This window comes from Adlercreutzia sp. St.1H8 (genome assembly GCF_059728655.1).
This window is the reverse complement of record NZ_AP039376.1, coordinates 625,423-648,945: the sequence shown is the minus strand read 5'-3', so window position 1 is coordinate 648,945 and position 23,523 is coordinate 625,423. Positions and strand designations below refer to the sequence as shown.

The 23,523-nt window shown below is 66.2% G+C and carries 26 protein-coding genes and 2 tRNA genes; 6 read left to right on the top strand and 22 right to left on the bottom strand.

From position 1 onward, the window contains the following. Positions 1-148 precede the first annotated feature (148 nt). The 7 genes from AC6I0Y_RS02315 to AC6I0Y_RS02285 all read right to left on the bottom strand — a co-directional run bounded on the left by AC6I0Y_RS02315 (position 149) and on the right by AC6I0Y_RS02285 (position 8,289). Positions 149-523 (bottom strand): hypothetical protein, encoded by a 375-nt coding sequence (locus AC6I0Y_RS02315; protein WP_160708228.1) that lies wholly within the window; start codon positions 521-523, stop codon positions 149-151. 61 nt (positions 524-584) lie between these two features. Next, positions 585-1,904: an MFS transporter gene (locus AC6I0Y_RS02310; protein ID WP_497732839.1), complete on the bottom strand. Its 1,320-nt coding sequence runs from the start codon at positions 1,902-1,904 to the stop codon at positions 585-587. A gap of 264 nt (positions 1,905-2,168) precedes the next feature. After that, entirely contained in the window at positions 2,169-3,497 is a 1,329-nt protein-coding gene (locus tag AC6I0Y_RS02305; protein WP_497732838.1) for an MFS transporter, read from the bottom strand. A gap of 25 nt (positions 3,498-3,522) precedes the next feature. After that, positions 3,523-4,893, bottom strand: coding sequence for an MmgE/PrpD family protein (locus AC6I0Y_RS02300; protein WP_497732837.1), 1,371 nt, complete (start codon positions 4,891-4,893; stop codon positions 3,523-3,525). 75 nt (positions 4,894-4,968) lie between these two features. After that, complete coding sequence (locus AC6I0Y_RS02295; protein ID WP_160708220.1) at positions 4,969-5,319, bottom strand: 4Fe-4S dicluster domain-containing protein; 351 nt, start codon at positions 5,317-5,319, stop codon at positions 4,969-4,971. Between the two features lie 36 nt (positions 5,320-5,355). Further along, positions 5,356-7,875 (bottom strand): molybdopterin-dependent oxidoreductase, encoded by a 2,520-nt coding sequence (locus tag AC6I0Y_RS02290; RefSeq protein ID WP_497732836.1) that lies wholly within the window; start codon positions 7,873-7,875, stop codon positions 5,356-5,358. A 174-nt stretch (positions 7,876-8,049) separates the two neighbouring features. Beyond that, positions 8,050-8,289 carry a hypothetical protein gene (locus AC6I0Y_RS02285; protein ID WP_497732834.1) on the bottom strand — a complete coding sequence of 80 codons (240 nt, stop codon included), beginning with the start codon at positions 8,287-8,289 and terminating at the stop codon, positions 8,050-8,052. Between the two features lie 341 nt (positions 8,290-8,630). Here AC6I0Y_RS02285 and AC6I0Y_RS02280 point away from each other — a divergent pair, with 341 nt between their 5' ends. From AC6I0Y_RS02280 to AC6I0Y_RS02265, 4 genes are all read left to right on the top strand, one after another. Continuing rightward, positions 8,631-8,852, top strand: coding sequence for a hypothetical protein (locus AC6I0Y_RS02280; RefSeq protein ID WP_201750982.1), 222 nt, complete (start codon positions 8,631-8,633; stop codon positions 8,850-8,852). An 81-nt stretch (positions 8,853-8,933) separates the two neighbouring features. Continuing rightward, a complete protein-coding gene (locus tag AC6I0Y_RS02275; protein ID WP_160709405.1) occupies positions 8,934-11,270 on the top strand; it encodes a molybdopterin-containing oxidoreductase family protein in 2,337 nt (778 codons plus the stop codon). 1 nt (position 11,271) lies between these two features. Next, positions 11,272-11,607: a 4Fe-4S dicluster domain-containing protein gene (locus AC6I0Y_RS02270; RefSeq protein ID WP_160709403.1), complete on the top strand. Its 336-nt coding sequence runs from the start codon at positions 11,272-11,274 to the stop codon at positions 11,605-11,607. 236 nt (positions 11,608-11,843) lie between these two features. Then, entirely contained in the window at positions 11,844-12,287 is a 444-nt protein-coding gene (locus tag AC6I0Y_RS02265; RefSeq protein ID WP_497732831.1) for a response regulator transcription factor, read from the top strand. Between the two features lie 301 nt (positions 12,288-12,588). Here AC6I0Y_RS02265 and AC6I0Y_RS02260 read toward each other — a convergent pair whose 3' ends face one another. From AC6I0Y_RS02260 to AC6I0Y_RS02245, 4 genes are all read right to left on the bottom strand, one after another. Beyond that, positions 12,589-13,407: an energy-coupling factor transporter transmembrane component T family protein gene (locus AC6I0Y_RS02260; protein WP_497732829.1), complete on the bottom strand. Its 819-nt coding sequence runs from the start codon at positions 13,405-13,407 to the stop codon at positions 12,589-12,591. Between the two features lie 861 nt (positions 13,408-14,268). Then, on the bottom strand, positions 14,269-14,511 hold the full coding sequence (locus AC6I0Y_RS02255; RefSeq protein ID WP_497732826.1) for a hypothetical protein: 243 nt from the start codon (positions 14,509-14,511) through the stop codon (positions 14,269-14,271). A 288-nt stretch (positions 14,512-14,799) separates the two neighbouring features. Further along, positions 14,800-15,093 (bottom strand): HigA family addiction module antitoxin, encoded by a 294-nt coding sequence (locus tag AC6I0Y_RS02250; RefSeq protein WP_497732824.1) that lies wholly within the window; start codon positions 15,091-15,093, stop codon positions 14,800-14,802. 19 nt (positions 15,094-15,112) lie between these two features. After that, entirely contained in the window at positions 15,113-15,391 is a 279-nt protein-coding gene (locus tag AC6I0Y_RS02245; protein WP_497732821.1) for a type II toxin-antitoxin system RelE/ParE family toxin, read from the bottom strand. Positions 15,392-15,581: 190 nt separating this feature from the next. Between AC6I0Y_RS02245 and AC6I0Y_RS02240 the strand changes: the two genes are divergently transcribed. After that, on the top strand, positions 15,582-16,094 hold the full coding sequence (locus AC6I0Y_RS02240; RefSeq protein WP_497732818.1) for a DNA-deoxyinosine glycosylase: 513 nt from the start codon (positions 15,582-15,584) through the stop codon (positions 16,092-16,094). Between the two features lie 138 nt (positions 16,095-16,232). On the opposite strand, the gene rplQ is transcribed toward AC6I0Y_RS02240, so the two are convergent. The 9 genes from rplQ to AC6I0Y_RS02195 all read right to left on the bottom strand — a co-directional run bounded on the left by rplQ (position 16,233) and on the right by AC6I0Y_RS02195 (position 20,343). After that, on the bottom strand, positions 16,233-16,865 hold the full coding sequence (gene rplQ / locus AC6I0Y_RS02235) for a 50S ribosomal protein L17 (protein WP_497732815.1): 633 nt from the start codon (positions 16,863-16,865) through the stop codon (positions 16,233-16,235). A gap of 13 nt (positions 16,866-16,878) precedes the next feature. Further along, on the bottom strand, positions 16,879-17,829 hold the full coding sequence (locus AC6I0Y_RS02230; RefSeq protein ID WP_160709389.1) for a DNA-directed RNA polymerase subunit alpha: 951 nt from the start codon (positions 17,827-17,829) through the stop codon (positions 16,879-16,881). A gap of 29 nt (positions 17,830-17,858) precedes the next feature. Further along, the gene (rpsD, locus tag AC6I0Y_RS02225) at positions 17,859-18,485 is read right to left on the bottom strand and encodes a 30S ribosomal protein S4 (RefSeq protein ID WP_160709387.1); all 627 of its coding nucleotides are present in this window, start codon (positions 18,483-18,485) and stop codon (positions 17,859-17,861) included. 18 nt (positions 18,486-18,503) lie between these two features. Beyond that, positions 18,504-18,899, bottom strand: coding sequence for a 30S ribosomal protein S11 (rpsK, locus tag AC6I0Y_RS02220; protein ID WP_160709385.1), 396 nt, complete (start codon positions 18,897-18,899; stop codon positions 18,504-18,506). A 14-nt stretch (positions 18,900-18,913) separates the two neighbouring features. Beyond that, positions 18,914-19,282 (bottom strand): 30S ribosomal protein S13, encoded by a 369-nt coding sequence (gene rpsM, locus AC6I0Y_RS02215; protein WP_160709383.1) that lies wholly within the window; start codon positions 19,280-19,282, stop codon positions 18,914-18,916. A gap of 22 nt (positions 19,283-19,304) precedes the next feature. Next, positions 19,305-19,418, bottom strand: coding sequence for a 50S ribosomal protein L36 (gene rpmJ, locus AC6I0Y_RS02210; protein WP_006363204.1), 114 nt, complete (start codon positions 19,416-19,418; stop codon positions 19,305-19,307). 210 nt (positions 19,419-19,628) lie between these two features. After that, positions 19,629-19,847: a translation initiation factor IF-1 gene (gene infA, locus AC6I0Y_RS02205; RefSeq protein ID WP_120361101.1), complete on the bottom strand. Its 219-nt coding sequence runs from the start codon at positions 19,845-19,847 to the stop codon at positions 19,629-19,631. A 322-nt stretch (positions 19,848-20,169) separates the two neighbouring features. Next, a tRNA-Gln gene (locus tag AC6I0Y_RS02200) sits at positions 20,170-20,243 on the bottom strand. Positions 20,244-20,267: 24 nt separating this feature from the next. Beyond that, a tRNA-Lys gene (locus AC6I0Y_RS02195) sits at positions 20,268-20,343 on the bottom strand. Positions 20,344-20,515: 172 nt separating this feature from the next. Here AC6I0Y_RS02195 and AC6I0Y_RS02190 point away from each other — a divergent pair. Beyond that, a complete protein-coding gene (locus AC6I0Y_RS02190) occupies positions 20,516-20,947 on the top strand; it encodes a universal stress protein (RefSeq protein WP_160709381.1) in 432 nt (143 codons plus the stop codon). 554 nt (positions 20,948-21,501) lie between these two features. On the opposite strand, the gene AC6I0Y_RS02185 is transcribed toward AC6I0Y_RS02190, so the two are convergent. Beyond that, the gene (locus AC6I0Y_RS02185) at positions 21,502-22,104 is read right to left on the bottom strand and encodes an HD family phosphohydrolase (protein ID WP_497732784.1); all 603 of its coding nucleotides are present in this window, start codon (positions 22,102-22,104) and stop codon (positions 21,502-21,504) included. A 292-nt stretch (positions 22,105-22,396) separates the two neighbouring features. Further along, complete coding sequence (locus tag AC6I0Y_RS02180; protein WP_497732782.1) at positions 22,397-23,503, bottom strand: putative manganese transporter; 1,107 nt, start codon at positions 23,501-23,503, stop codon at positions 22,397-22,399. Positions 23,504-23,523: the final 20 nt, after the last annotated feature.

Genomic DNA, 23,523 nt, shown 5'->3' with positions numbered 1-23,523 from the left:
CCGCGGGGCGGGGCGGGCCAGCGGGCCGGACTGGCGGGCAGGCCGGCAGGTCGGGGCGGCCGGCGGGGCGGGCGGGCCAGGCAGGACGCCCGAGCTGCGAGTGAGTGCCGCACCCACGCGCCACGCCCGCACGCCCGCGCCTGGCGCCCTAGAGCTGCGGGCGATCCCAGGCCACCGGCCAGCTGCCCACCGTGCCGGGCTCGTCGGCGCGGGGCAGGTCGGCCTCCGCGCCGGGGCAGACGGGCTCGTACTCGGCCGGCTGGTTGCGGGCTATCTCGATCAGGGCGCCGAAGAACTCCTCCGCCGCCGCCTGGCTGCTCGCCACGCCCGCCGCCTCCGCGCCCGTGCCCGCCGCCTCCGCGGCCGGCGGCGCAGGCGCCACCTGGCCAGGCGGCAGCGGAACCATGAACCCGCAGGCCGGGCAGCGCTCGACGCCTGCCGGCACGGGCTCCTTGCACATCGGGCACACGCCCGGCTCGAGCTTCACCTTGCACGCCCCGCAGTGAGAGCACGGATAGCACATGGGATTCCTCCTTCATCGCCCCGCCCGGCCGCTCAGCCGCGCAGGACCTGCCGCCGCGCGCCTAGCGCTGCGGCAGCCCGTTCTCCTCCAGCATGGCCTTGGTGACCGCCTGGGCATCCGCATCGGTGGTCCACACCAGCTTGCGCTTGTCCCAGTAGGCCAGGGCCACGCAGCCCATGGCGAACACGCAGGTGCCGATGAGGATCACGAAGGCCGGCACAAAGCTGCCCAGCGAGTCATAGGACATGCCCACGAGCACGCCGGAGAACGAGCCGAACAGGCCCACGCCGGTGCGGATCCACGCGTGGATCTGCGTGTAGTTGCGCGAGCCGAAGATCTCGCGGATGAGCAGCGGCAGGCTCACCGACATGAGCGAGTCCTGCACGCCGAACATGACGGCCGAGATGGCCAGGAGCACCGGGTTGTGCAGCGTGATGAAGCCGATGATGCCAAGGGCTATGACGACAAGCTCGATCATGGTGGTGCGCTGCACGCCGATCTTGTCGTTGAGCCAGCCCATGAGGAACTTGTCGAACACCGACCCCACGGACTGCGCCGACACGATGAGGGCGGCGAAGGAGGCGGTGAACCCGATGGACTCGATGTAGCCGGGCATATGCTGCTCGATGCCGCCGTGGATGAACGACGCGATGCCCGCGAAGATGAACAGGCACCAGAACGCGATGGAGAGCACCGCGCGCTTGACCGACACGCCGCGCATGTTGGGCAGCGAGTGGTCCTCCTCGTCCTCGGGCACGTAGCCGTAGGGCACCGTGCCGATGTCCGAGGGTTTCTTGCGCAGAAACTGCACGGCCGGGAGTATGACCGCAAAGGCGGCGATGCCCACGAAGGCGTAGGCAGCCCGCCATCCGATGTTCAAGATGATAAGGCTGATCACCTGCGAGAACACGGCCGCCGATATGCTCGAGCAGGCCATGACGATGCCGTAGATGAAGCCGCGGCGCTTGATGAACCAGTTGCCCACCAGCGTGGCCGAGGGCAGCACGAAGATGCACGACCCGGCCGCGCCCACGAAGAACCCGGCTATCTGCCAGTGGACGAGCACGCCGCCGAGGGCCATGGAGGCCACCGAGGCCGCCAGGATGGTGATGGCGATGCTCATCACCACGCGGATGTTGTACTTGGTGAGGATCTTGCCGGCGATGGGCGTCACGAGCGTGGTGCCGATGAAGTAGCCGGTCATGTAGGTCGATATCTCAGAGCGAAGAAACCCCATGTCCTCGCAGACCGGGACGTAGAACAGGCTGCCGCAGTTCAAGATGAGCCCCATGCCGAAGGCCTGGACCAAACAGCAGCAGAACATGATGACGAAAGCGTAGTGGTACCTGCCCAGCAGCTTGCCGTCGCGAATGATGGCCATCACTTTCCCCCTAGTTGATTGCCGAGACCGCCAGGATAGGCGGCTATTGAGACGCCCCCCCCCCCCGGCGTTTTTTCCGGCGAGCGGCGCCGAGGGGAACAGAGGGGGGCTGGCTGATGCGATGTCCGCCTAGGCGGACGATAGGGGCGGCCGGGGCTGTTTTGCGTACGTAAGCTCTACGAATTAGGCTTTCTTGAGGCACACATGCTGTAATGGGGTGTTACCAAAGCCGCAGCCGCCCGTCTTGCGTCTTGCTAAGAAGACCTAGGACTGGTCGTCGTCCTCGTGGGCCTCCATCTTCTCGGCAGCGGCCGGAGCGGGCGCCTTAGTGCCAGCGATCAGCTGGGGCGCCTTGGCCTTGCCGATGAGGATGAGGACGAGCACGAAGATGAAGTACACGACGGCGAGCATCCAGGCCACGTTCCAGTTGGCCAGGGCGGAAGACTCGATGCCCGTGGCGCCCTTGATGCCAGCCACGCCCAGGACGGGGGCCAGGAAGGCCAGCACCGGGGCGGAGAAGAACTGGAACAGGTTCTGGGAGCCAGCCAGCAGCGACAGGCCGAGCGTGGCGCCCTCGCGGGGCAGAACCTTGACCAGCTGCAGGATCAGCGCCGGGTTGAGCAGGCCGAAGCCGAAGCCGTAGAGGATGGTGCCCACGGCGTAGGCCGGCACGGTGATCACGTGAGTGAGGATGAAGAAGCCGATGCCCTCAAGCGCGATGGCGATGGGCAGGTCGAAGCCGCCCAGGCGGCCCTTGAGGAAGGCGCCGTAGCACAGGGCGCCCACCGCGCAGCTGGCGGTCTGCAGCGAGGAGATCCAGCCGGTCACGCCAGTGTCGCCCAGGCCCACGCCGGCGATGGCCAGCGAGATGGACGTCATGTAGGAGAACTGGAAGATGTTCCAGATGCCCGCCACGACGATGATCAGCCAGGAGATGGCGGTGATCGACTTCAGCGGGTTGCCCTTCTTGCCGTCAGCGGTGGTGCCGGCGGGCTTGACCTCGGGCTCCTTCAGCCAGGCGATGATCATGAGCGCGATCGGCACGGCCATGAGCATGCCGATGAAGGCATAGCGCCAGGACAGCACAGCCAGCATGCCGCCGATGATCTGGAAGATGGAGCCGGAGATGCCGCCGATGGCGGTCTTGAAGCTCATGAGCTGGTCGCGCTTCTTGCCGGTGAACAGGTCGGCGATAAAGGAGGAGGCCATCGGGAAGATCATGCCGCGGCCGAGGCCGAGCACGACGCGGGTGGCCAGCAGCAGCCAGAAGCCCTCCACGGTCTCGGGCACGAAGGCCGCGAGCGAGCCCATGAACATGAGCACCATGGCGAGGATCAGGATGTGCTTCTTCTTCATGTAGCGCTCCAGGATGCCCACCAGGATGGCGCCGAAGATGGCCATCAGGGACGGGATGCCCTGGATCTGCTGGATCATGACGGTGTCGATGCCGAGGCCCGCGTAGGCCGCGCGCACCGTGGCCAGGCCAGGCGTCACGAAGGACTGCACGTACTGCATCGTGATGACGAGCAGTGCGGCGACTTGGACGGTCACGCCATACTTCTGGCCGCCGTCTTGGGTTTTCGTAGTAGCCATCGAATTCCCCTTCTTTCTTAATCTACTACTGCATGAACTTGGTCAGTTCGGTGATGTCATCGAGCTCTTCAAGGCGTGCCACGGTCTCGACGACGCGATCCGCGTCTTCGCGCGAAAGCGTCTGGGAGAACTCGATGTTCTTGTAGAACTTGTCCAACACCTCCTCATCGGTCATCGCGCTCTTGTAGATGTCGCCCTTGGGCACATCGCAGCGGGCGTGGTACTGGGTGCCGTCCGCCATGACTATGTCGACCTCGGCCGTCTGGTACTCGTCGGGCGCGAGGGTGGGCGCGATCTCGATCTTGTCGATCAGGCGCTTGAGCGCTGGGTCCTCCATGGCCTCGCGGTTCATGGACTCCGGGCGCACGGCCTTGGTGGCGATGGCCACCGCGGCGGTGTAGATGATGCTGAAGGCGCCGCTCACCTGCGGCTCCTCGCCAATCTCCCACGGCTGGCCGACGAAGCCGGCAGCGGTGCGCGGAGTGGCGTGGATGACGACCTTCTCCACGGCCTCGGGATCGATGTCGTGGGCCTCGACGATCTGCATGCAGGCGTCAATGGAGGGATGGGTGGCGCGGCAGGCCGACCACGGCTTGATGACCACGTCGCCGTAGAAGATCTTGCCGAGGTCCTGGCAGAGGATCTCGGGCTTCTGAGCGTCGCCGCAGAACAGGAAGAAGTACCCCTTCTTGCCGCCGAAGGCGTCATGGGTGGCCGTCATGCCGCGGGCCGCGAAGTCCGCAGAGAAGATGGCGTTGCGCGAGGCCAGGGCCATGGGAAGCTTGAAGGACAGCGTCTTGAAGTTGATGTTGTCCATCGAGCCGCCGAGCATGTTCAGGTCGATGCCGAGCGCGTTGTTCAGCTGGACCTCGGAGAGCTTGGCCAGCTTGCCGGCGATGACGGTGGCGCCCAGGCCGTTGATGGTGTTGGTGTTGTCCCAGCCGCCGTACACGTCGAAGCCCGACGCAGCGCCCAGGCGGGCGGCGATGTCGTCGCCGAGGGCCAGCGCGGTGATGAAGTCACGGCCGGAGGCCTTGGCGCGCTCGGCGCAGGCGAGCGCCGTGGGGACGGTGGTGCCGCTGATGTGGGCGGCGGAGCTCTTCTTGCCCGGGTTCTCGGCCTCGATGGCCTCGAAGTCGTAGGAACGCATGGAGAAGCTGTTGATCATGGCGGCAGACGGCGTGTCGATGGCCTTCTTGCGGAAGAACGCCGAGCTCTGCGGCGTGGTGCCGTAGCTCAGCAGCAGGTCGTACAGCTCGTCGCACATGGGAGCGTGCACGCCGGCGGCGATGACGCCGATGGAGTCGAGCACGCGGGTCTTGACGCGGGTGATGGTGAAGTCGTCAAGCGTCGAGAAGTCGGCCGCGACGACGTGCGAGCAAACCTCGTCGGTCATGCTCATAGTGAACCCCCCTTCAGTCATGGGGCCGCGGGCGCGCCCCTCGGAGCGCCCGCGGCCGTCATATCCCCTTTATTCCTTGACGGTGATCAGAGACCAGCGGGTCTTGCCGTCCATCTTCTTGACAAGCTCCTCAGCCTCGCCGTAGTACATGCACCACGCCTGGCAGTGCTGGACGCACATGGGCATCTTGCCCTCGGCGGTACGGCTGGCGCACATGTCGCAGGCCTGGGTGATGACGGGCATGTAGGTCCACTCCCACGTGCCCTCGAGGCCCGGGCGCGTGCTGAACTGGAACGGCCCGACCTCTTCCACCTTGATGCCGAACTCGCCCTTGGGCAGGTCGAGCTCCTTCTTGCAGGCCACCTCACAGGAATGGCAGCCGGTGCAGTAGTCGTAGTTGACGAGAATCGCCTTAGTCATTAGGTATTCGCCTCCTCTTCGTTTCTCCTGGGTCTGCTATTCGGCCTCGCCGTGCTCCTTGGCGTAGATGAGCGCGTTGCGGCCCTGCATGTCGGCGTCCTCCACCTTCATGGCCTGGACGCGCTTGGCATCCTCGAGCTGCTTCATGAGCTTGGCATTGCCCTCGGCGGCCTGGGCCGCGGACTCGGCGTCGCCGGCCATGACGCCGACGATGTAGTCGCCCCAGCCGCCCTCGCGGGTGACCTTCTCGCCGGGCATCTGGTCGCCGGGCTCGTACTTGTAGATGCGGGCGAGGAAGCTCTTGATGCCCGAGCCGATGCCGCCCTGACCGGTCTCGAAGTTGAGGGTCATGTTGTTGATGTTGGAATCGAACACGCCGAACAGGCTGGGCTCAGCGGCCTCCTCCTCCGGGTACCACCACGCATGCTCCATGTGGATGGTGTCCTTCTTGATGCCAGGGAACAGGAACGCCTTCTGGCGGCAGCGGCCGTGGGTGGACTCGATCCACACCCAGTCGCCGTCCTCGATGCCGTACTCGGCGGCGGCCTCCGGGTGGATGGTCACCAGCGGGTAGGGATGGAACTCGCGCATGGTCTCCAGCTGACGGTGCTCGGAGTGGAAGAACTCGTAGGAGCGGCCGCCGGACGTGGCGATGAACGGGTACTCCTTGAACTTCTCCGGCGTGGAGACCGGGGAGTCCTTCGGCTCGATGTGGTACGGCATCGGGTCGACGCCCCAGTGGTTGTAGCCCCAGCTCCAGAACTCGAAGCGGCCGGTGGCGGTGTCGAAGCCCGGCTCGCCGTCGGGACGGCACATGCCCTTCTCGTACTTGTAGTACTCGGCGTCCCACGGGTCGTACTTGTAGCCGCCGCGGGCCTGCAGCTCCTCGAAGTCGCCCTCGTAGCGAGTGCCGCCCTCGGCGTACTGGTCGCAGAGGTACCAGGTGGAGAGCTCCTTGTCGTCCTTCCAGGGCCAGTTCTCGGGCTTGAGGCGCTTACCCAGGTCGAGGATGATCTGCTCGTCAGACTTGGCCTCGTAGTAGCTCGTGCACTTGGAGATGGAGCGGGCCGGCGTCCACCAGGTGCGCACGGCGTTACGCTCGCAGCTCATGGCCACGGGCAGGACGATGTCGGCGTGGGCCACAGCGGTGGGGGTCATAAACGGGTCGGCCACCACGACGAACGGGATCTTGTTCATGGCCTCGTACATGCGGGGCGCGTCCATGCCGGAGCAGGCCAGCGGGTTGGCGGACTCGATCCACAGCATCTGGGGCTGGAACGGATCGCCCGTCTCCACCGCATGCAGCAGCGGGTCGGTGGCGGCGCAGGCCACGATGTCGGAAGACTCGATGCCGGCGGAGAGCGTCATCTTGCCGGCGTACTCCTCACGCGGGATCTTGAAGTCGCCCAGGCCGTAGCGCTTCTCGATGTCGAAGGCGCACTTGATGAGCAGGTTGCCGCCGGGGTTGTCGATGTTGCCGGTGACGCCCATGAGGTCGCAGGCCGCAGCGGTCACGCCGAGGGCGGACAGCTGCTGCTCGAAGGCGAGGCCCCACTGGATGGAGGCGGACTCGGCGGTGGCGTACAGACGCGCGGCGCCGCGGATGTCCTCGGCCTTCAGGCCGCAGATCTCAGCAGCCCACTCGGCGTCCTTGCCCTGCACCGACTCGACGAGCTGCTCGTAGCCATAGCCCCACTTGTCGATGAAGTCGTGGTCGACGAGGTCCTCGTTGATGATGGTGTTGAGCATGGCGATGCCGAGCGCGGCGTCGGTGCCGGGACGCACCTGCAGGAAGTACTCGGCGCGGGAGCCCAGCCAGGTCAGGCGCGGGTCGATGGAGATGATCTTGGTGCCCATCTGCATGCACTCGACGATCCAGTGGCCCAAGAAGCCGTCGGCGTTGGCCTTGAGCGGCTCGTTGCCCCACACCATGATGACGTCGGGGCGGCGGAAGGTGTCGGCCGCGTAGCGCAGCTCGTGGGTCTCGGACACGTCGATGATGGTCATCTCGCCCATCTTCGCCGACGCGCCGATCATGCGCGGCAGGTAGCAGGCAAAGCCGGTGAAGCCGAAGTTGCACACGTTGGGCGTCTCAAGCGCCGTGGAGGCGAACAGGGGCAGCTGCCAGCCGATGTTACGGCCGGTGCCGTGGTCGAAGATGATGGTGTGGGAGCCGTGGGTCTCCTTGATCCAGTTGACCTTCTCCACGATGATGTCGTAGGCCTCGTCCCAGCTGATGCGCTCCCACTTGTTCTCGCCGCGCTCGCCAGCGCGCTTGAGGGGCCACTTCAGGCGGTCGGGATGGTTGACGGCCTCCACCATGTCCAGGCAGCGCATGCACAGCTTGCCGCCGTTGAACGGGGCCAGCGGGTCGCCCTCGATGCGGGCGAGCTTGCCCTCCTTGTCGACGTAGAGCAGCACGCCGCAGCCGTTGTGGCAGCCCGGGGGCGACCAGTGGTTGGTACGGGTGACGGTGAAGTCACCCTCCTGCCAACGCCACTCGCCCTCGTGGTAGGCCTTGCGGTCTATCGAGTCGAGAAACTCCTGGTAATCCATGCTTCCTCCTCCTTCTATCCTTTTCCTCGCTTGTCGGACTGCACGTGAATGCAAGGCAATCGACTCGGGGGCGGCGCCGCAGGCGGCGCATCTCTCCTTGCGCGGCGACGACGCGCCGCCTCCTCGTCGAGAGCTTCCAGTGATGGGGGCCGGGGTTCATCCCCGGCAGTCGGCCTACTTCGCGCCGGGGGCCTTGGGAGCGCCGGGGGCAGCCGGGGCGCCGGGAGCCGCAGGGGCGCCGGGGGCGGCGGGCACGCCGGGGGCCGCGCCGGGGGCGGCGGGCATGCCGGGCATCGAGGGCACCTTGGGCAGCTCGGCGCCGCACTCGGGGCACACGGTCAGGTCGAGGGCGCACTCGGCGCCGCACTTGGTGCACTTGTTAGTCATGGAAACAGCGGCTGGTCTAAAGCACATGGGAACTCCTTAACTAAACTGTCGTAAACAATTCGGGCTTATATGACGCTCACACTGTAATACCAATTCGTATAACTAATCAATATCTTTGTTTCTCCCTTTTTGAGAATAATCGAAGTATTAGGTAAGGTGTAAATGTTAATTACCCCTGATAAATGGCATATTTTTTCACCTTTTCAGAGCAAAGTGGTGGTGAATTATTGTCAAAAAAGAATATTCCCATTTTCAAATTTGTACTATTAATCTAAACCATTTCGTATTATGTTAAAGAAGCGCGTTGATACGGGATTTAAGACTGTTTGGTATTAACGCAATGAACGGATCGAGAGAAAGGCGAGATCATGTGCTTTAGACCTGCAGAAGCTGAGCTGCCCCCCGTCATGTGCCCGTCCTGTGGCAAGAAGATCAACCGCATCGGCGGCGCGCTCCCGTCCAAGTGCCCCTTCTGCAAGGAGCCGACCGACGGGATCGAGGACGCCGCTGCCGCCCCCGCCGCCCCGGCTGCGCCCGGCGCGCCCGCGGCCCCCGGAGCGCCGAAGCCCCCTGCCGCTCCGCAGCAGTAGTCCCAGCAGAACCGCCTGCCCTTCGGGCGGGCGTTTCGCATAGCAGTTCCAGTAGGGAGAGAAAGACGAGAGGAGAGGACTATGTCGGAAAGAATCATTGATTGCGGCGACGGCGTCATCAAGTGCCGTACCTGCGCGTGGTCTCCCCCGGGCGACCACCCGGTGGGATGCGGCATGTACCTGACCGTCAAGGACGGCAAGGTCGTGGACGTCGAGGGTGACCCCGACCACCCGATCACCAAGGGACGCCTGTGCGTGCGCTGCCTCACGCTTCCCGAGTACATGTACAACGAGAAGCGCGTCCTGACCCCGCTCAAGCGCGCCAAGGAAGACCGCGGCAAGGACAAGTGGGTCGCGATCACCTGGGACGAGGCGCTCGACATCATCGAGGAGAAGGTCAACTGGATCAAGGAGAACTGGGGCGCCGAGTCCATCGTCGCCTTCCAGGGCACCGGCCGTGAGGCGACCCTCTACAAGACCCCGCTGGCCTACGCCGCGCTGGGCACGCCGAACTCCTGCTTCCCCATGTCCGGCGACTCCTGCTACGGCCCCCGCTGCTCCGTGGCCGACTTCATCCTGGGCGCCGGCTATCCCGAGCTCGACTACGCCGCCTACTTCCCGGATCGCTACGACGACCCGCGCTACGAGGTGCCCAAGTACATCGTGCTCTGGGGCAAGGACCCGCTGTTCTCCAACCCCGACGGCTTCTTCGGCCACGCCCTCATCGACCTGATGAAGCTCGGCTCGAAGTTCATCGTGATCGACCCGCGCGTCACCTGGTGCGCCGCGCACGCTGAGTACCACCTGCAGCTGCGCCCCGGCACCGACGCCGCCCTCGGCCTCGGCATGATCAACTACATCATCGAGAACGACCTCTACGACCACGACTTCGTCGAGAACTGGTGCTACGGCTTCGACGAGCTCAAGGAGCGCGCCGCCCAGTACCCGCTCGACAAGGTGGAGGAGATCACCTGGGTGCCGGCTGACACCATCGCCGCGGCCTCTCGCGCCGTCGCCGAGAACCACCCGTCCTCCTTCATGTGGGGCCTGGCCATCGACACCAACGCCAACGGCGTGCAGGCCGGCCACACGGTGCTCATCCTGGCCGCCATCCTCGGCGACCTGGACGTCCCCGGCGGCGTCACCCTGGCCGTCCCGGCGTCGTTCATGGGCAAGTGGCGCTACGAGTGCGCCCAGCAGCTGCCTCCGGGCATGATGGAGAAGCAGATCACCGACCTGGAGCACTACCGCGGCTTCCAGGCGGCGCACGTCATCGCGCACCCCGACTGCATCCTCAACACCCTGGAGACCGACGAGCCCTACCCGCTGAAGATGGCGTGGTTCTACGCCACCAACGGCGTGGCCAACACCACCAACGCCCAGGGCAAGCGCTGGTTCAAGGCCCTCGAGAAGATGGAGTTCAACGTCTGCCAGGACGTGTTCCTCACCCCGACCGCCATGGGACTGTGCGACCTGTTCCTCCCCGTGACCACCTTCGCCGAGCATGACGGCATGGTGCTCCCCCACTTCGGCCGCAACACCCACATGGTCATGGCCATGAACAAGGTGTGCGAGGTGGGCGACTGCAAGTCCGACCTCGAGATCGACTTCATGGTGGGCAAGCGCCTCAACCCGAGCGCCTGGCCGTGGGACAACGTGGCTGACTTCTTCACCGAGCAGCTGCACAACGGCGGCGTGGACATGACCTTCGAGGACCTTCAGGAGGACGGCTGGCTGCAGATGCCGTTCGAGTACAAGAAGTACGAGAAGGGCCTGCTCCGCCCCGACGGCGAGCCCGGCTTCAACACCCCCACCGGCCTGGTCGAGCTCTGCTCGAGCCTCTATGCCGACTGGGGCGAGGATCCGCTGCCCTACTTCGAGGAGAACAAGCTCACGCCCTACACCCCGGGCCGTGAGGACCTGGCCCGCGACTACCCGCTGGTGCTGACCACCGGCGGTCGCGAGACCACCTCGTTCCACTCCGAGCATCGCCAGGTGCCCTCGCTGCGCGCCATCATGCCCGACCCGCTCGTGCAGATCAACCCGGAGACCGCCGAGAAGTACGGCATCAAGGACGGCGACTGGGTGTGCATCGAGAACCCGCTGGGCAAGGCCATCGAGAAGGCCCAGATCACGCCCACGGTCGACCCGCGCGTCATCCACGCCCAGCACGGCTGGTGGTACCCCGAGCAGGATCCGGAGGCCCCCAACCTCAACGGCGTGTGGAAGTCCAACATCAACAGCCTCATCCCCCATCAGGCCATCGGCCGCATCGGCTTCGGCGCTCCGTTCAAGAACGTCGCCTGCCGCATCTACAAGGTGGACGGCCTTGATGCTCTGGGCACCCTTGATCCCGACAGCCCCGAGGGCGCCATCGGGACCGACCCTGCTAGCTACGTAGCGACCAAGGAGGCCTAAGATGAGCCAGTATGCGCTGCTGATCGACTACAAGTACTGCACGGGCTGCCACGTCTGCGAGGTGTCCTGCCGCAAGGAGCACGACATTCCGCTGGAGGAGTGGGGCATCAAGCTCACCGAGCTCGGCCCGGTGAAGATGCAGGACAAGTGGCTCTGGGACTACCTGCCCGTGCCCTCTGACCTGTGCGACCTGTGCGAGGCGCGTGTCGCCGAGGGCAAGAAGCCCGCGTGCGTACACCACTGCCTGGCCTCCTGCATGGAGCTCGTCCCCGTGGAAGAGGTTGGCAAGGTCATGGCCGAGCGCGGCCCGAAGGTGACCGCCTTCATGCCGCGGTAACCCCCGCAGCTTCCGCCAGAAAGGCGCCCGGCTCCGGCTGGGCGCCTTTTTTTTGTCGTCGCCCCCCGGCGGGACGCCCCCCCCGGGGCGCGAGAGCGGGACGCTCGCGTCCCCCCCCTGCGCACCCTGTCGGCCTCCTGCATCCCGCCGGCCCCTTTTCCACCCCTTCCCTCTCATCTTTCGCTATACTTCCTACCAAAGGGTATTAGCTAATGCTTGGAAGTAAGCCTATGAACATGGATGAGAATAAAGTGCTCGAGAACGCTGCTATGCTCTACGGAGCTATTCCCGGATACTTGCTCGGCGACAAGAGCAAGGAGGAGGTCGCCCAGCTGCTGGTAGCCCTCATCGACTCCCTCGACGACATCGAGTACTCCCGCTCGGGAACGCCGCTCTACGATGTTATCGACGGCAACCTGCCCGGGCGCCGCAAGAAGTCGATCCTCGCGCTTGAGCGCCGCTTCGACCTGACCGAGCGCGAGGCGCACATCCTCCGCTTCCTGGCCAACGAGCGCAACCCCACCTACATCGCCAACGCCCTGGGCATCGCCCAGGCAACGGCCAAGGCGCACAAGTACTCCATCTTCAAGAAGCTGGGCGTCCATACCTCCGAGGAGCTGCGCTACCTGCTGGAGCACTACGAGTCCGACGACCAGGCGCCCGACCCCAAGGGCGAGTAACGCCGCTACGGCGAGCGCGCGACCGCGGCGTGCCGGATGAGACGCCGCAGACTGGCGCGCGCGGTCGGCGGCTGAGGCGGCGCTGGCGCCCGGGGTGCGCGCCCGGGGCCGGCGTAGGCGGAGCAGGCTGACTCGCTGGCACCCGGGGCCGGCGAGGACAGGGCGGGCTGGCACCCGGGGCATGCGACCGAGACCGATCAGGGGGCGTTCGCACGAGCGCTCCCTGATCGGCAGGAACCCCCGTCGCCTCTCCCCACGCCCTCAACCGAGCCGCCAAGGCCGCCGTCGGGCCGAGTCGGCGCTAGACGGTCGCCATTACCACGCAGAGCGCCACGCCGACGACCAGCGCCGCGACATCTGCGACGCCCAGGCGCCGAGCCGACAGCGACGTACGCGAGCCCGGCGCGCCGTAGCAGCGGGCGTCCATGGCCAACGCCAGCGCGTCAGCCCGGCGAAACAGCCCCACGAACAGCGGGATCATCATCGACGAGGCCGCCTTCAGCCGCGCCGCCAGGCTGCCGTCGAGCGCGCTGCCGCGCGACCACTGCGCGTCGCGCACCCGGCCGAGCTCCTCCGCCGTCAGGGGGATGAAGCACACGGCCAGCGCCAGCGCGGTGGCCGCGTCATCCACGGGCACGCGCAAGGGACGCAGCGGCGCGAGGAACCCCCGCAGCGCGTCGGTGAGCTCGGTGGAGGTGGACGTATAGCTGACCAGCAGGCTCCCCCACGCCAGAAGCACGATACGCAGGCCGAAGAACAACCCGCGGCCCAAGCCCGCCGACGGCGAGAGAGCCGCCAGCGCTGACGCGAGCGCGCTCTCCCCCGCCGTCGGAGCGCCCAAGCCGCCCGAGAGCGCGTTGAAGGCTACCGCAAAGGCGGCGATGACGTAGACGGGCGCGGCCATGGCCAGCACACGGCCCCACGGCAGGCCGCTCGCGGCCAGCACGGCGCCCAGGAGCAGCACGGCGAGCCCGAGGCCCGCCCACGCACCCGCCGCGAAGAGCGCAACGGAGTAGGCCGCCAGCAAGATCACCTTCACACGGGCGTCCAGGCGGTGCACGGGCGAGTCGCCCGGTAGGTAAGTCGATGTAGTGAGGCGCATGCTACCAGTATGGGCCATCCTGCGCGCCTCGCGCCCCGCAGGCCCCCTCTTTCCGGCGAGCCTCCTGCCCTTCCGGCCGCCGCAGCAGAGGCGACCTCGCATTCGCGGCGGGTTTCTGCAAATTCGCGCGGTTTTGCACCCATTCGCGGAGGCCTGAGCCCGTCCTGCGACGCCACGACTCCCAGCCACCTGGGCCTACGCCGACGCGTCGTCTTCCGAACCGACCCCCAAGTCGTGACCCGAGTGCATAACCGCGCGAATTTGCAGAAGAGGGCCGCGAAACCTCAGCCTGCCCCTAAGCTGTCGCGAACAACCCTTCTCGTCTGCGCACGCCCCCCGCACGCCCCCCCCCGCACGCCCCCCGCACGCCCCCCCGCGCGTCGCAGCCGCTCAGCGGCCTACCGCGCTTGCGGCACTACCACGCTAGCGACTGCCTCAGCCGCAAGCGCCGCGAACAGCCCCCGCACGCAGGCGACCCCGCGCGCGGGGGGCAGAGGCTTCTCGCGGAAGGTTCGTTGCCATGATGGAGAGCACCGACATCACCATGCCTCAAATGCGCTCTTCTGCCCACCACGCAAGATGGCATGCCCCTGACCTGGAAAATCCAATTCCCGCATTCTAACGAGCCGAAAACGAGACCTCCAGAATGGTGACATCGGCGCTTTCTGTCCACCCGAATGCGCGATCGCAACTTTTTGTCCACCTCGATGCGATTCGCCCCTCCCAGGGCGAGGGCCCGCACGCAAGGCGGCCGCCAGGCGCCCCCAAAACCTGCCCCGCACGCAGACGCAAAGGCGCCTCCCGCGACAGCGGGAGGCGCCTCGTCTCGCCCGCTCTGACAAGGCGCGGGCCGGAGCCGTGTCTTGAACGTGCCGTGACCTACTTCGCGTCCTCCGCGAGCTCGCCGACGAGCATCTCGGTGTTGATCTCCGCCTGGTCGAAGTCGAACGCGGTCTCGGCGGCCGCCGCCGCAGCGCCCTCGTGGGCCATCGCGTCGTAGTCATCCACAGAGGCCTCGGCCTCGGCGATGACCTCTTCCTCGATGCGCTCGAGGTCCTTGATGGCATCCTCGGTCTTCGCTGCCTCAGAGGCGGCGAACTCTGAAATCGTCTTGTCGGTCATGATGCGGCTCCTTTCGCTGTGACTGCCTTCGAGCGCGGCGGCAAAACGCGGTAAGCTGTTAATCTCAGGTTCGAAAACGCTCGGCGTGCGACATGGCGTCCAGCACGCCGGGTTCGCAGTGCGCCTTCTGCCGGCTGCTCCTAGCTGCATTGTAGAGAGGCCGCTCTGTGTCGCAGGAAGGAGCTTCGCCCCGTTAGCCAACGGTAACGCTGCGGTTCCGCGAGGGAAACCGGCGCCAGCGCCGACTGCGCGCCGCGCCCGCCGCCAAGGCCCGCAAGCGCCCTGCGGCTACAGGCAGGCCGCCCCGCTCCACGGCTTGATGCGCTTGAGCTCAGCGCCGAGGTCACGCCGTGCCATGTCGATGTCGTAGGCCGTCTGGGCCCGCAGCCAGTAGCCGTCGGTGAGCCCGAAGAACCGGCAGAGCCGCAAATCGGTATCAGCGGTGATGCGCCGGCGTCCGAGCACGATCTGGCCGATGCGCTGGGCCGGAACGCCTATCTCCTTGGCCAGGCGGTACTGGCTGATGCCGAGGGGTTCCAGGAACTCGTCCCGCAGAAGCTCGCCGGGGGTAACCGGCTTCACAGTCCCTCGCGGGGAAGCGTCAGTGGTAGCCAACGATCTCAACCTCCGCAGGTCCGGCATCCGTCCATGTGAAGCAGATGCGATACTGATCGTTCACGCGAATGCTCCACTGCCCCTCGCGGTCGCCCCGAAGCTTCTCGAGCAGGTTGCCCGGCGGAACGCGAAGATCTTGCAGCGAGCCGGCGATCTGCAGCTGGCGCAGCTTCCGCAGGGCGACGCGTTCGAAGGCCACGAACCGCCTCACCCGCCGTCCCTCGACAAGCTGCCGCGTGTCAGCATCTTTGTACGATACGATCATAGCGTAACCCCTCGCGTTAATAACGTCAAACGTTATTACTTGGCGCTTCGGATTCCGAAGCTACCACGGGAAGGGACAGGCGGCGTAAACGGCCGTTTACAAAGGGGGCTTTTCCCATGCAAGGGCCACGAGAGCGCCGCCACGGAGGGCGTCAGCGATGGCGGCGCGTGGGTTGCGCTAGACTGGGGCCATGGCCGTTGAGTCCGCGCATATCGTCCATCCGCTCGAGCCCGTCTTCGACGGGGGCTCGCGCGTGCTCGTGCTGGGCACCATGCCCTCACCAGCCTCGCGCCGCGTCGGGTTCTACTACGGGCACCCGCAGAACCGCTTCTGGCGCGTTCTGGCGGCCCTGTGGGACGCGCCAGTGCCCCAGGGCACCGATGAGCGCGCCGCGTTCTGCCGGGAGCGTCACCTCGCGCTCTGGGACGTGCTGGCGTCATGCGATATCGCCGGGGCGTCCGACGCGAGCATCCGCAACGCGCGCCCCAACGACCTGGCGCAGGTGCTGGATGCCGCCCCCATCGCCGCCGTCGTCACCACGGGCGCCAAGGCCGCCGAGCTCTACCGGCGCCACGACGCGCCCCGCTGGCCCGAGATGCCACACCTGGCGCTCCCCTCCACGAGCGCCGCCAACGCCCGCATGGGTCTCGCCGAGCTTATCGCCGCCTACGAGCCCCTCCGCGCGCTCGCCGGGGACGCCTGAGGCGCCGGCGCCCTCGGGCCCGGCGCGCCACCCTCCCCCAAAACGCACGAGGGGCCGTGCCCTGCGGCACGGCCCCTCGCTGATAGATGGATTCCTCACCCGAAGGCAAAGACGGGTCCGACGAAGGAGAACGTCAGGCTAGGCCTTGGCGTCGGCTTTCTCCTCCTCGGCCTTGGCGGCCTCAGCGTCCTCGGCAGCGGCGGCCTCAGCCTCCTCAGCCTCAGCCTTGGCCTCCTCGACGACCTCAGCGGCCTTCTCCTCGGCGGCGTCGACGGCCTCGAGCTGCTCGGCGGTGCCGTCCTGCTCGAAGCCCAGGTCCTCGGCGAGCTCCTCGCTCTTCGCGACCTTCTTCGGCGCGGCCTTCTTGGCGGCCTTCTTCGCCGGCTTCTCATCGGCCTTCTTAGCGGCCACGGGCTCGGTGACGAGCTCCATGATCACCATGGGGGCGTTGTCGCCCTTGCGGTTGCCCAGCTTCATGATGCGGGTGTAGCCGCCGGGACGATCCTTGAACATGCCCTGCTCAACCTTCTCGAAGATCTCGCGGACGAGCTCCTTGTCGTTGAGGTAGGCGATGGCCAGACGGCGGGAGTGCAGGTCGCCGCGCTTGGCCCAGGTGATGACCTTGTCCACGTCAGGACGAATCTCCTTGGCGCGGGCCTCGACCGTCTTGATGCGGTCGTTGAGGAACAGGGCGGAAACCAGGCTGCGCTTCATGGCCTTGGTGTGGCTCCAGTCGGTGCCCAGCTTGCGCCCCTTCTTGTAGTGTCTCATGATCTCAAGTCTCCTAAAGCTTCAAGTTGAGGTCCATGGAAATGAGCTTGTCCTTCACTTCCTCGATGGACTTCGCGCCAAAGTTTCTGATGTTCAGCAGGTCGTTCTCGGAGAACTCGACCAGCTGGCGCACCGAGTGGATGCCGGCGCGCTTCAGGCAGTTGTAGGAGCGGACGGACAGGTCCAGATCCTCGATCTGCTTGTCGAGCTCGGCGTTGGACTCCTGGCCCTCCGGAGCGAAGATGGAGGGAACCTCGCCCTCTTCCTCCTCGCCGGTCTCGGACAGGCTCAGGAAGGCGCCCATGTACTGGTTGATGATGTTGGCGGCGCGGCACACGGCCTCGGTGGGCTTGATGCTGCCGTCGGTCTCCACCTCAAGCACCAGCTTGTCATAGTCGGTACGCTGGCCGACGCGGGTGTCGGTCACGTTCATCGTGCAGCGGCGCACGGGCGAGAACAGCGAGTCGACGTGGATGATGCCGATGGGGTCCTCGGTGCGCTTGTTGCGCTCGGCCGACACGTAGCCGCGGCCGATGCCGATGCGAATGGTCATGTCCAGCTGGCCGCCGTCCGCCACCGTAGCGATGACGTGCTCGGGGTTGACCAGCGTAAACTCAGTGGGAACCTCGAGGTCGGCGCCCGTGACGGTGCAGGGGCCCTCCGCCGACACATGGGCGGTGGCCTCCTCGACGTCCTCGCTCAGGGCCGAGAACACCAGACCCTTGACGTTCAGCACGATGTCGGTGATGTCCTCGATGACACCCTCGGCGGTCGTGAACTCATGCTGCACGCCCTCGATCTGAATCGCGGTAGCCTTCGCGCCGTCCAGGGAGGACAGCAGCACGCGGCGCATGGAGTTGCCCAGCGTGTTGCCGTAGCCTCGCTCGAGCGGCTCGACGATGTAGCGAGCGACCGTGTCGTTGACTTCTTCCGTTGTAACAGTCGGCCTCATGAACTCCGTCATGTTGTGACAGCCTCCTTACTATGCCGCGATTATTTCGAGTAAAGTTCGACGATGAGCTGTTCGCGAATGTCGGAATCGATTTGATCGCGCTGCGGAAGGGCAAGCACGCTGCCCTGAAGCTTCTCGATGTCAACCTCGAGCCAGGCCGGAACCTGCACGCGCTCGTTGGAGATGAGAGCGCTCTTGATGACGAGCATGTCGCGGGCCTTGGGGGCCACGGCGACGAGGTCGCCGGGGCGCACGCGGAAGGACGGGATGTCCACGCGGCGGCCGTTGACCTGGATGTGACCATGGCGGACCTGCTGGCGGGCCTCCGCGCGGGACTTGGCGAAGCCCAGGCGGTAGACGACGTTGTCCAGGCGGCTCTCCAGGATGCGCAGCAGGTTCTCGCCGGTGACGCCCTGCTGGCGGTTAGCCATGTCGTAGTAGTGGTGGAACTGCTTCTCCAGCACGCCGTAGATGCGCTTGGTCTTCTGCTTCTCACGCAGCTGGGTGCGGTATTCGCTTTCCTTCACGCGCTTCTTGCCAGCCTCGCCGGGGGCGTAGGCGCGGCGCTCCATGGCGCACTTCTCGGTGTAGCAGCGGTCGCCCTTGAGGAAGAGCTTCGCCCCCTCGCGGCGGCACAGCCGGCAGTCCGCTCCAGTATAACGAGCCATATCTATCGATCCTTTCAGTTACACGCGGCGGCGCTTCTTGGGGCGGCAGCCGTTGTGCGGGATGGGGGTGCAATCCTGAATGCTGGCGATCTCGAGGCCGGCGGCCTGCAGCGAGCGGATGGCCGTCTCGCGGCCGGAGCCGGGGCCCTTCACGAACACGGAGACCTTGCGCAGGCCGTGCTCCATCGCCGTCTTGGCAGCGGCCTCGGCGGCCATCTGCGCGGCGAACGGCGTGGACTTGCGCGAGCCCTTGAAGCCCACGGTGCCCGCAGACTGCCAGGAGATCACATTGCCCTGGGGATCGGTGATGCTCACGATCGTGTTGTTGAACGTAGACTTGATGTGGGCGGCGCCCACGGCGATGTTCTTACGCTCGGAACGCTTGATGCGCGTACGTACGTTTTTCTTAGCCACTGTTCGCTACCTCACTACTTCTTCTTGCCGCCGATTTGCTTGCGCGGACCCTTGCGGGTACGGGCATTCGTGTGGGTGCGCTGGCCGCGCGTGGGCAGGCCCTTGCGATGGCGCAGGCCGCGGTAGCAGCCGATCTCCATGAGGCGCTTGACGTTCTGGGTGACGTCACGACGCAGGTCGCCCTCAACCGTGAGGTTTGCCTGGATGTAGTCACGCAGCTTGACGAGCTCCTCCTCGGTGAGGTCGTCGGTGCGGGTGTCGGGATCGATGCCGGTTTCGGCAAGGATCTTCTTAGAGGTGGTCAGGCCAATGCCGTAGATGTAGGTCAAGGCGATCTCAATGCGCTTGTTGCGAGGAAGATCGACACCGATGAGACGTGCCATGTTCTTGTCCGTTCCTTTCTTCCTAGCCCTGACGCTGCTTATGGCGCGGGTTCTCGCAGATGACGAGCACCTTGCCATGGCGTCGGATGATCTTGCACTTGTCGCACATTTTCTTGACCGAAGGACGTACCTTCATATCACTTTCCTTTCGGTTATGCGGATTCCATCTATCGTTCACGTCCAGCCGCAGACGATTGCTTTCCAACAGGTACACCCGCGCGCCGCGTCCCGGCGGCCCGGGACATGCGCAGAGCGCAGAAGAGGACGCCTTCGGCCGCAGAGGCGGCGGAAGCGTCCGAGGAAGCGGAGCGCCACGGCACGACGGCCGCCGGCCCCTGGTCGCGCCCTACTTGAAGCGGTAGGTGATGCGGCCGCGGTTCAGGTCGTAGACGGAAAGCTCGACCGTCACCTTGTCGCCCGGCAGGATCTTGATGTAGTGCATGCGCATCTTGCCGGAAATGTGGGCCAGGATCTTGTGCCCGTTCTCGAGTTCCACGCGGAACATCGCGTTGGGCAGAGCCTCGAGCACGGTGCCCTCGAGCTCGATTACGTCTTCTTTAGCCAAAGGTGCTCCTCCAAGCAAATGGTCTTAAAACAGCAACGTGAGATATTACCACTGTTTTGCAAGGTTGCAAGGAGAAAACGAAATAAGCGCGCAAAACCAACAACCGGCGGTGCTGGTTCGCTTCGACCTGCTTGTCAGGCCTGCGGCTCGAAGCCGCGCGGTTGTCGCGCGAGAGGCGCAACCGCCAGGTACTCGCGCCTTCCCCACGGGAGGCGCAGCCGCCTTGTCGGCTGTGGTAGACGCATTGTAGCGCAACGGGCGATCGGGGGCAAACGCCCCGCGTGCGCCGCACGGCCCGACGCCGCAGGGCGGCGAGGCGCATTGGCTGGGGTACTAGGATTCGAACCTAGGTAGCTGGTACCAAAAACCAGAGTCCTGCCGTTGGACGATACCCCAGCGACAACGGTGCGTGCAAAGGGATGGTGGGCCGTGAGGGAATCGAACCCGCGACCTTGGGATTAAAAGTCCCCTGCTCTGCCAGCTGAGCTAACGGCCCGGCTCCTTTACACGAGGGTTCATTCTAGCCGTGAAGCCGGGGCGGGTCAACGGCAACCTAGGCGTCCGCGCTCCCCTGGCAACGCCTTCGCGGCACGCGGCAGATCCACGCGCCGAACGGGCGCCGGCGTACTACAATAGGCCCATCGACACCCAAGAGAGAGGACCTGCCCATGTGGACGCGCAAGATCCTGGTGGCCTACGACGGCTCGGCCCCGTCTCGCCGCGCGCTCGAGCTGGCAGCGCAGGTGGCTGGCGCCGACCCGACCGTCGAGCTGGTGCTCGCCCACGTCGTGCGCCTGTTCTCCTCCGGCGCAGCCGCCGCGGGCATCGACGCCGTCATCATGGACGACGCCGCATCGGTGCGCGCCGAGCTGGAGGCGGTGGCCGAGATGCTGCCCAACCCAGCCGAGGTGCGCCTGCTACGCGGCACCTCCCCGGCCGACCTCATCGTCAGCTGCGCCATCGAGGAGGGCTGCGACCTCATCGTCATGGGCAGCCGCGGCCAGGGCGGCGTCAAGGGCTACCTCGGCTCGGTGAGCTACGCGGTGACGAAGGAGTCACCCGTGACGGTGCTCATCGCCAAGGACGGCGCCCGGCAGTAGCGCGCGAGGGCGCGGCGGGGAGGGCGAAAGCGCGTTGCGCGGCGGGCGCGTGGCGCAGCGGGGGGGGGCAGCACCCGGCCCGGGCTGTCGACGCGATGACGTCAGAGCCTTGGGGAAGGCGGCTGGGACGGTTTCGGCGGCGCCCGTCGAAACCGTCCCAGCCGGAGCCACCGCTGCCGGAATCGTCCCGGCCGGAGCCGCCGCTGCCACTTTTTCGCCGCGAAATGGCGGTTATCTGCGAGTTGGCGGGGTAAAGCGCCCCCCCCCCCAGCGGCCATCGCAGCTCCAGGCCTTCGCGCCTTCCCGCCGCACCACGCGATTCTGCGCATCCGCGCCACGTCAGGCATGCCAAATCGCACCTTACTGCCACTCTAACCGCGAAATGTGGCACTAAACCCGAGTTCGGTACGGTCCGTAACGGCTACGAGGGTCGAAATCGGCGTTTTCGGAGCCCCCGGAGGCGAAAAAGCGCAAAAAAGGCGCCCCGATAACCCGAGGCGCCGTACCAAACTGACGATCTGTGCCACGAAATAGGAAAAATGTGGCGGTGAGCCCTACTCAGCCGGGACGAAGGTGTCGCGGTCGGGTGCGAAGGACTGCATGGCCTCGATGGTGCGGGCGAACAGCTCGTCGAGCTCCCAGCCGAGCATCGCAGCGCCACTGCGGATGACCTCGCGGTCGACGCCGGCGGCGAAGCGCTTGTCCTTGAACTTCTTCTTGAGCGACTTCACCTCGAAGTCCATGACGCTCTTCGACGGGCGCATGACCACCGCCGCGCCGATGAGCCCGGTCAGCTCCTCGGTGGCGAACAGGATCTTCTCCATCTGCAGCTCCGGCTTGGGCAGGTCGGGGTTGAAGTCGGAGGTGTGCGACTGGATGGCGCGGATGAGCTCGGGGGTGCCGCCGGCCGCCTCGATGAGCGGCGCCGCGTAGATGGTGTGCTTCTCGGGCTCGTCGTCGTGCTCCTCCCAGTCCAGGTCGTGAAGCAGGCCCACGATACCCCAGAACTCCTCGTTCTCGGGATCGCACTCGCGGGCGAAGTAGCGCATGGTCTGCTCGACCGTCTCTCCGTGCTCGATATGGAAGGCGTCCTGGTTGTGCTCCTGGAGCAGGGCGAAGGCGTCGTCACGGGTCATTCCGGCGTTCAGCGTGGCCATGGGGAGTTCCTTTCTCGCAGCCCCGGCAGCCGCAGGCGGCCCGGGGCGTCTTTCGTCTGGGGACACTATACCCGCTGTGGCGCAGGCGGCCAATGGAGCGGTGGACAAACGCACGGCGACGCCATTTGGCGCGCAGGACAATGGGACAACGCAGCCGTGATCAGCGCCGGCCGCCGCAGGGCGGGGAGCGTCCAGACGAGACGAGGCTCCGCGCAAAACCGCGAAGGCAGCCCGCGCCGGGCGACTGCCCGCAGGGCGCCCTCCTGCGTCCAGGCCGCCGATTCCCAGATGGCTAGAACGTCACGCCCAGGCCGGTGGCGATGAGGCCCCAGATCACGCCCGTGACGTAGAGGCCGGCGACGATGGCGAGGTTCTGGCGCCAGTGGCGGTTGGCGCGCACCAGCACGAGCAGCCCCACGCCGGCGGATACCAGCAGGCCGGCCAGCATGGCGCCCGACCCCAGCACGCCCTCCAGGTACAGCTCGGCGATGACCACGCTGGCGGCACAGTTGGGGATGAGGCCCACGAGCGCGCTGGCCAGCACCGACACCGTGGGATTGGCGCCCAGGAAGTCGGCGAGCACGTCCTCCCCCACCACCTCGAGCACCGCGTTGAGCGCAAGCGTGATGACGAAGATGAACACCGTCACCTGCACGGTGTGGACGAGCGCACTCTTTACGATGCCCTTCCAGCCGTGGTCGTGATCGTGGCTGTGGTCGTGGGCGCAGCAGCCGTGACCGTGGGCGGAAGAGTCGGCGGCCAGGTCGCCCAGCAGGCCCTCGGACTCGGTCGCGGCCTTGAGCGCGGCATGGTCGGCACGCGCCTCCGCGTCCGACGCCGCCCGGGCGCAGGCCGCGGCCAGCGCGTCGTCGTGGTGGCCGTAGACCAGGGCCGGGTTCTCCTCGCAGGCGGCGCAGTCCTCGTGGCAGCCGCAGTTGTCGCGCTCACACAGCTCGTGGATGCGCAGATCCTGGCGGTCGCGCCGCGCCAGGCGCATCGCTGCGTCCACGATGAAGCCCATCACCATGCCGACGACCACCTTCGCGCCCATGACGGACAGGATGGTGGTGGCCGGCACCTGCTCGGCGAGGAAGATGGGCAGCATCTCATCGGAGGTGGAGAGGAACACGGCGAAGAGCGTCCCCAGGGTGATGACGCGGCCGGCCCACAGGGTGGCCGCCATGGCCGAGAACCCGCACTGAGGCACTACGCCCAGAAGCGCGCCGACCACGGGCCCGGCAGCGCCAGCGTGGCGGATGGCCTCCTGGGTGCGGCCGGCCGTCTTGTGCTCGAGCCACTCCATCAGCAGGTAGGTGACGAAGAGGAACGGGATGAGGTAGAGCGTGTCCGAGACCGAGTGCTCCAGGACGTGCTCGGCTATGTGCGCGATGTTTTCCATGACGGCGATTGTAGCCCAAG

What these genes read in the sequence shown, in the direction of transcription:
- AC6I0Y_RS02315 (WP_160708228.1), bottom strand. Translation starts at nt 523, where the DNA reads ATGTGCTATCCGTGCTCTCACTGCGGGGCGTGCAAGGTGAAGCTCGAG.
- AC6I0Y_RS02310 (WP_497732839.1), bottom strand. Translation starts at nt 1,904, where the DNA reads ATGGCCATCATTCGCGACGGCAAGCTGCTGGGCAGGTACCACTACGCT.
- AC6I0Y_RS02305 (WP_497732838.1), bottom strand. Translation starts at nt 3,497, where the DNA reads ATGGCTACTACGAAAACCCAAGACGGCGGCCAGAAGTATGGCGTGACC.
- AC6I0Y_RS02300 (WP_497732837.1), bottom strand. Translation starts at nt 4,893, where the DNA reads ATGACCGACGAGGTTTGCTCGCACGTCGTCGCGGCCGACTTCTCGACG.
- AC6I0Y_RS02295 (WP_160708220.1), bottom strand. Translation starts at nt 5,319, where the DNA reads ATGACTAAGGCGATTCTCGTCAACTACGACTACTGCACCGGCTGCCAT.
- AC6I0Y_RS02290 (WP_497732836.1), bottom strand. Translation starts at nt 7,875, where the DNA reads ATGGATTACCAGGAGTTTCTCGACTCGATAGACCGCAAGGCCTACCAC.
- AC6I0Y_RS02285 (WP_497732834.1), bottom strand. Translation starts at nt 8,289, where the DNA reads ATGTGCTTTAGACCAGCCGCTGTTTCCATGACTAACAAGTGCACCAAG.
- AC6I0Y_RS02280 (WP_201750982.1), top strand. Translation starts at nt 8,631, where the DNA reads ATGTGCTTTAGACCTGCAGAAGCTGAGCTGCCCCCCGTCATGTGCCCG.
- AC6I0Y_RS02275 (WP_160709405.1), top strand. Translation starts at nt 8,934, where the DNA reads ATGTCGGAAAGAATCATTGATTGCGGCGACGGCGTCATCAAGTGCCGT.
- AC6I0Y_RS02270 (WP_160709403.1), top strand. Translation starts at nt 11,272, where the DNA reads ATGAGCCAGTATGCGCTGCTGATCGACTACAAGTACTGCACGGGCTGC.
- AC6I0Y_RS02265 (WP_497732831.1), top strand. Translation starts at nt 11,844, where the DNA reads ATGGATGAGAATAAAGTGCTCGAGAACGCTGCTATGCTCTACGGAGCT.
- AC6I0Y_RS02260 (WP_497732829.1), bottom strand. Translation starts at nt 13,407, where the DNA reads ATGGCCCATACTGGTAGCATGCGCCTCACTACATCGACTTACCTACCG.
- AC6I0Y_RS02255 (WP_497732826.1), bottom strand. Translation starts at nt 14,511, where the DNA reads ATGACCGACAAGACGATTTCAGAGTTCGCCGCCTCTGAGGCAGCGAAG.
- AC6I0Y_RS02245 (WP_497732821.1), bottom strand. Translation starts at nt 15,391, where the DNA reads ATGATCGTATCGTACAAAGATGCTGACACGCGGCAGCTTGTCGAGGGA.
- AC6I0Y_RS02240 (WP_497732818.1), top strand. Translation starts at nt 15,582, where the DNA reads ATGGCCGTTGAGTCCGCGCATATCGTCCATCCGCTCGAGCCCGTCTTC.
- rplQ (WP_497732815.1), bottom strand. Translation starts at nt 16,865, where the DNA reads ATGAGACACTACAAGAAGGGGCGCAAGCTGGGCACCGACTGGAGCCAC.
- AC6I0Y_RS02230 (WP_160709389.1), bottom strand. Translation starts at nt 17,829, where the DNA reads ATGACGGAGTTCATGAGGCCGACTGTTACAACGGAAGAAGTCAACGAC.
- rpsD (WP_160709387.1), bottom strand. Translation starts at nt 18,485, where the DNA reads ATGGCTCGTTATACTGGAGCGGACTGCCGGCTGTGCCGCCGCGAGGGG.
- rpsM (WP_160709383.1), bottom strand. Translation starts at nt 19,282, where the DNA reads ATGGCACGTCTCATCGGTGTCGATCTTCCTCGCAACAAGCGCATTGAG.
- rpmJ (WP_006363204.1), bottom strand. Translation starts at nt 19,418, where the DNA reads ATGAAGGTACGTCCTTCGGTCAAGAAAATGTGCGACAAGTGCAAGATC.
- AC6I0Y_RS02190 (WP_160709381.1), top strand. Translation starts at nt 20,516, where the DNA reads ATGTGGACGCGCAAGATCCTGGTGGCCTACGACGGCTCGGCCCCGTCT.
- AC6I0Y_RS02185 (WP_497732784.1), bottom strand. Translation starts at nt 22,104, where the DNA reads ATGGCCACGCTGAACGCCGGAATGACCCGTGACGACGCCTTCGCCCTG.
- AC6I0Y_RS02180 (WP_497732782.1), bottom strand. Translation starts at nt 23,503, where the DNA reads ATGGAAAACATCGCGCACATAGCCGAGCACGTCCTGGAGCACTCGGTC.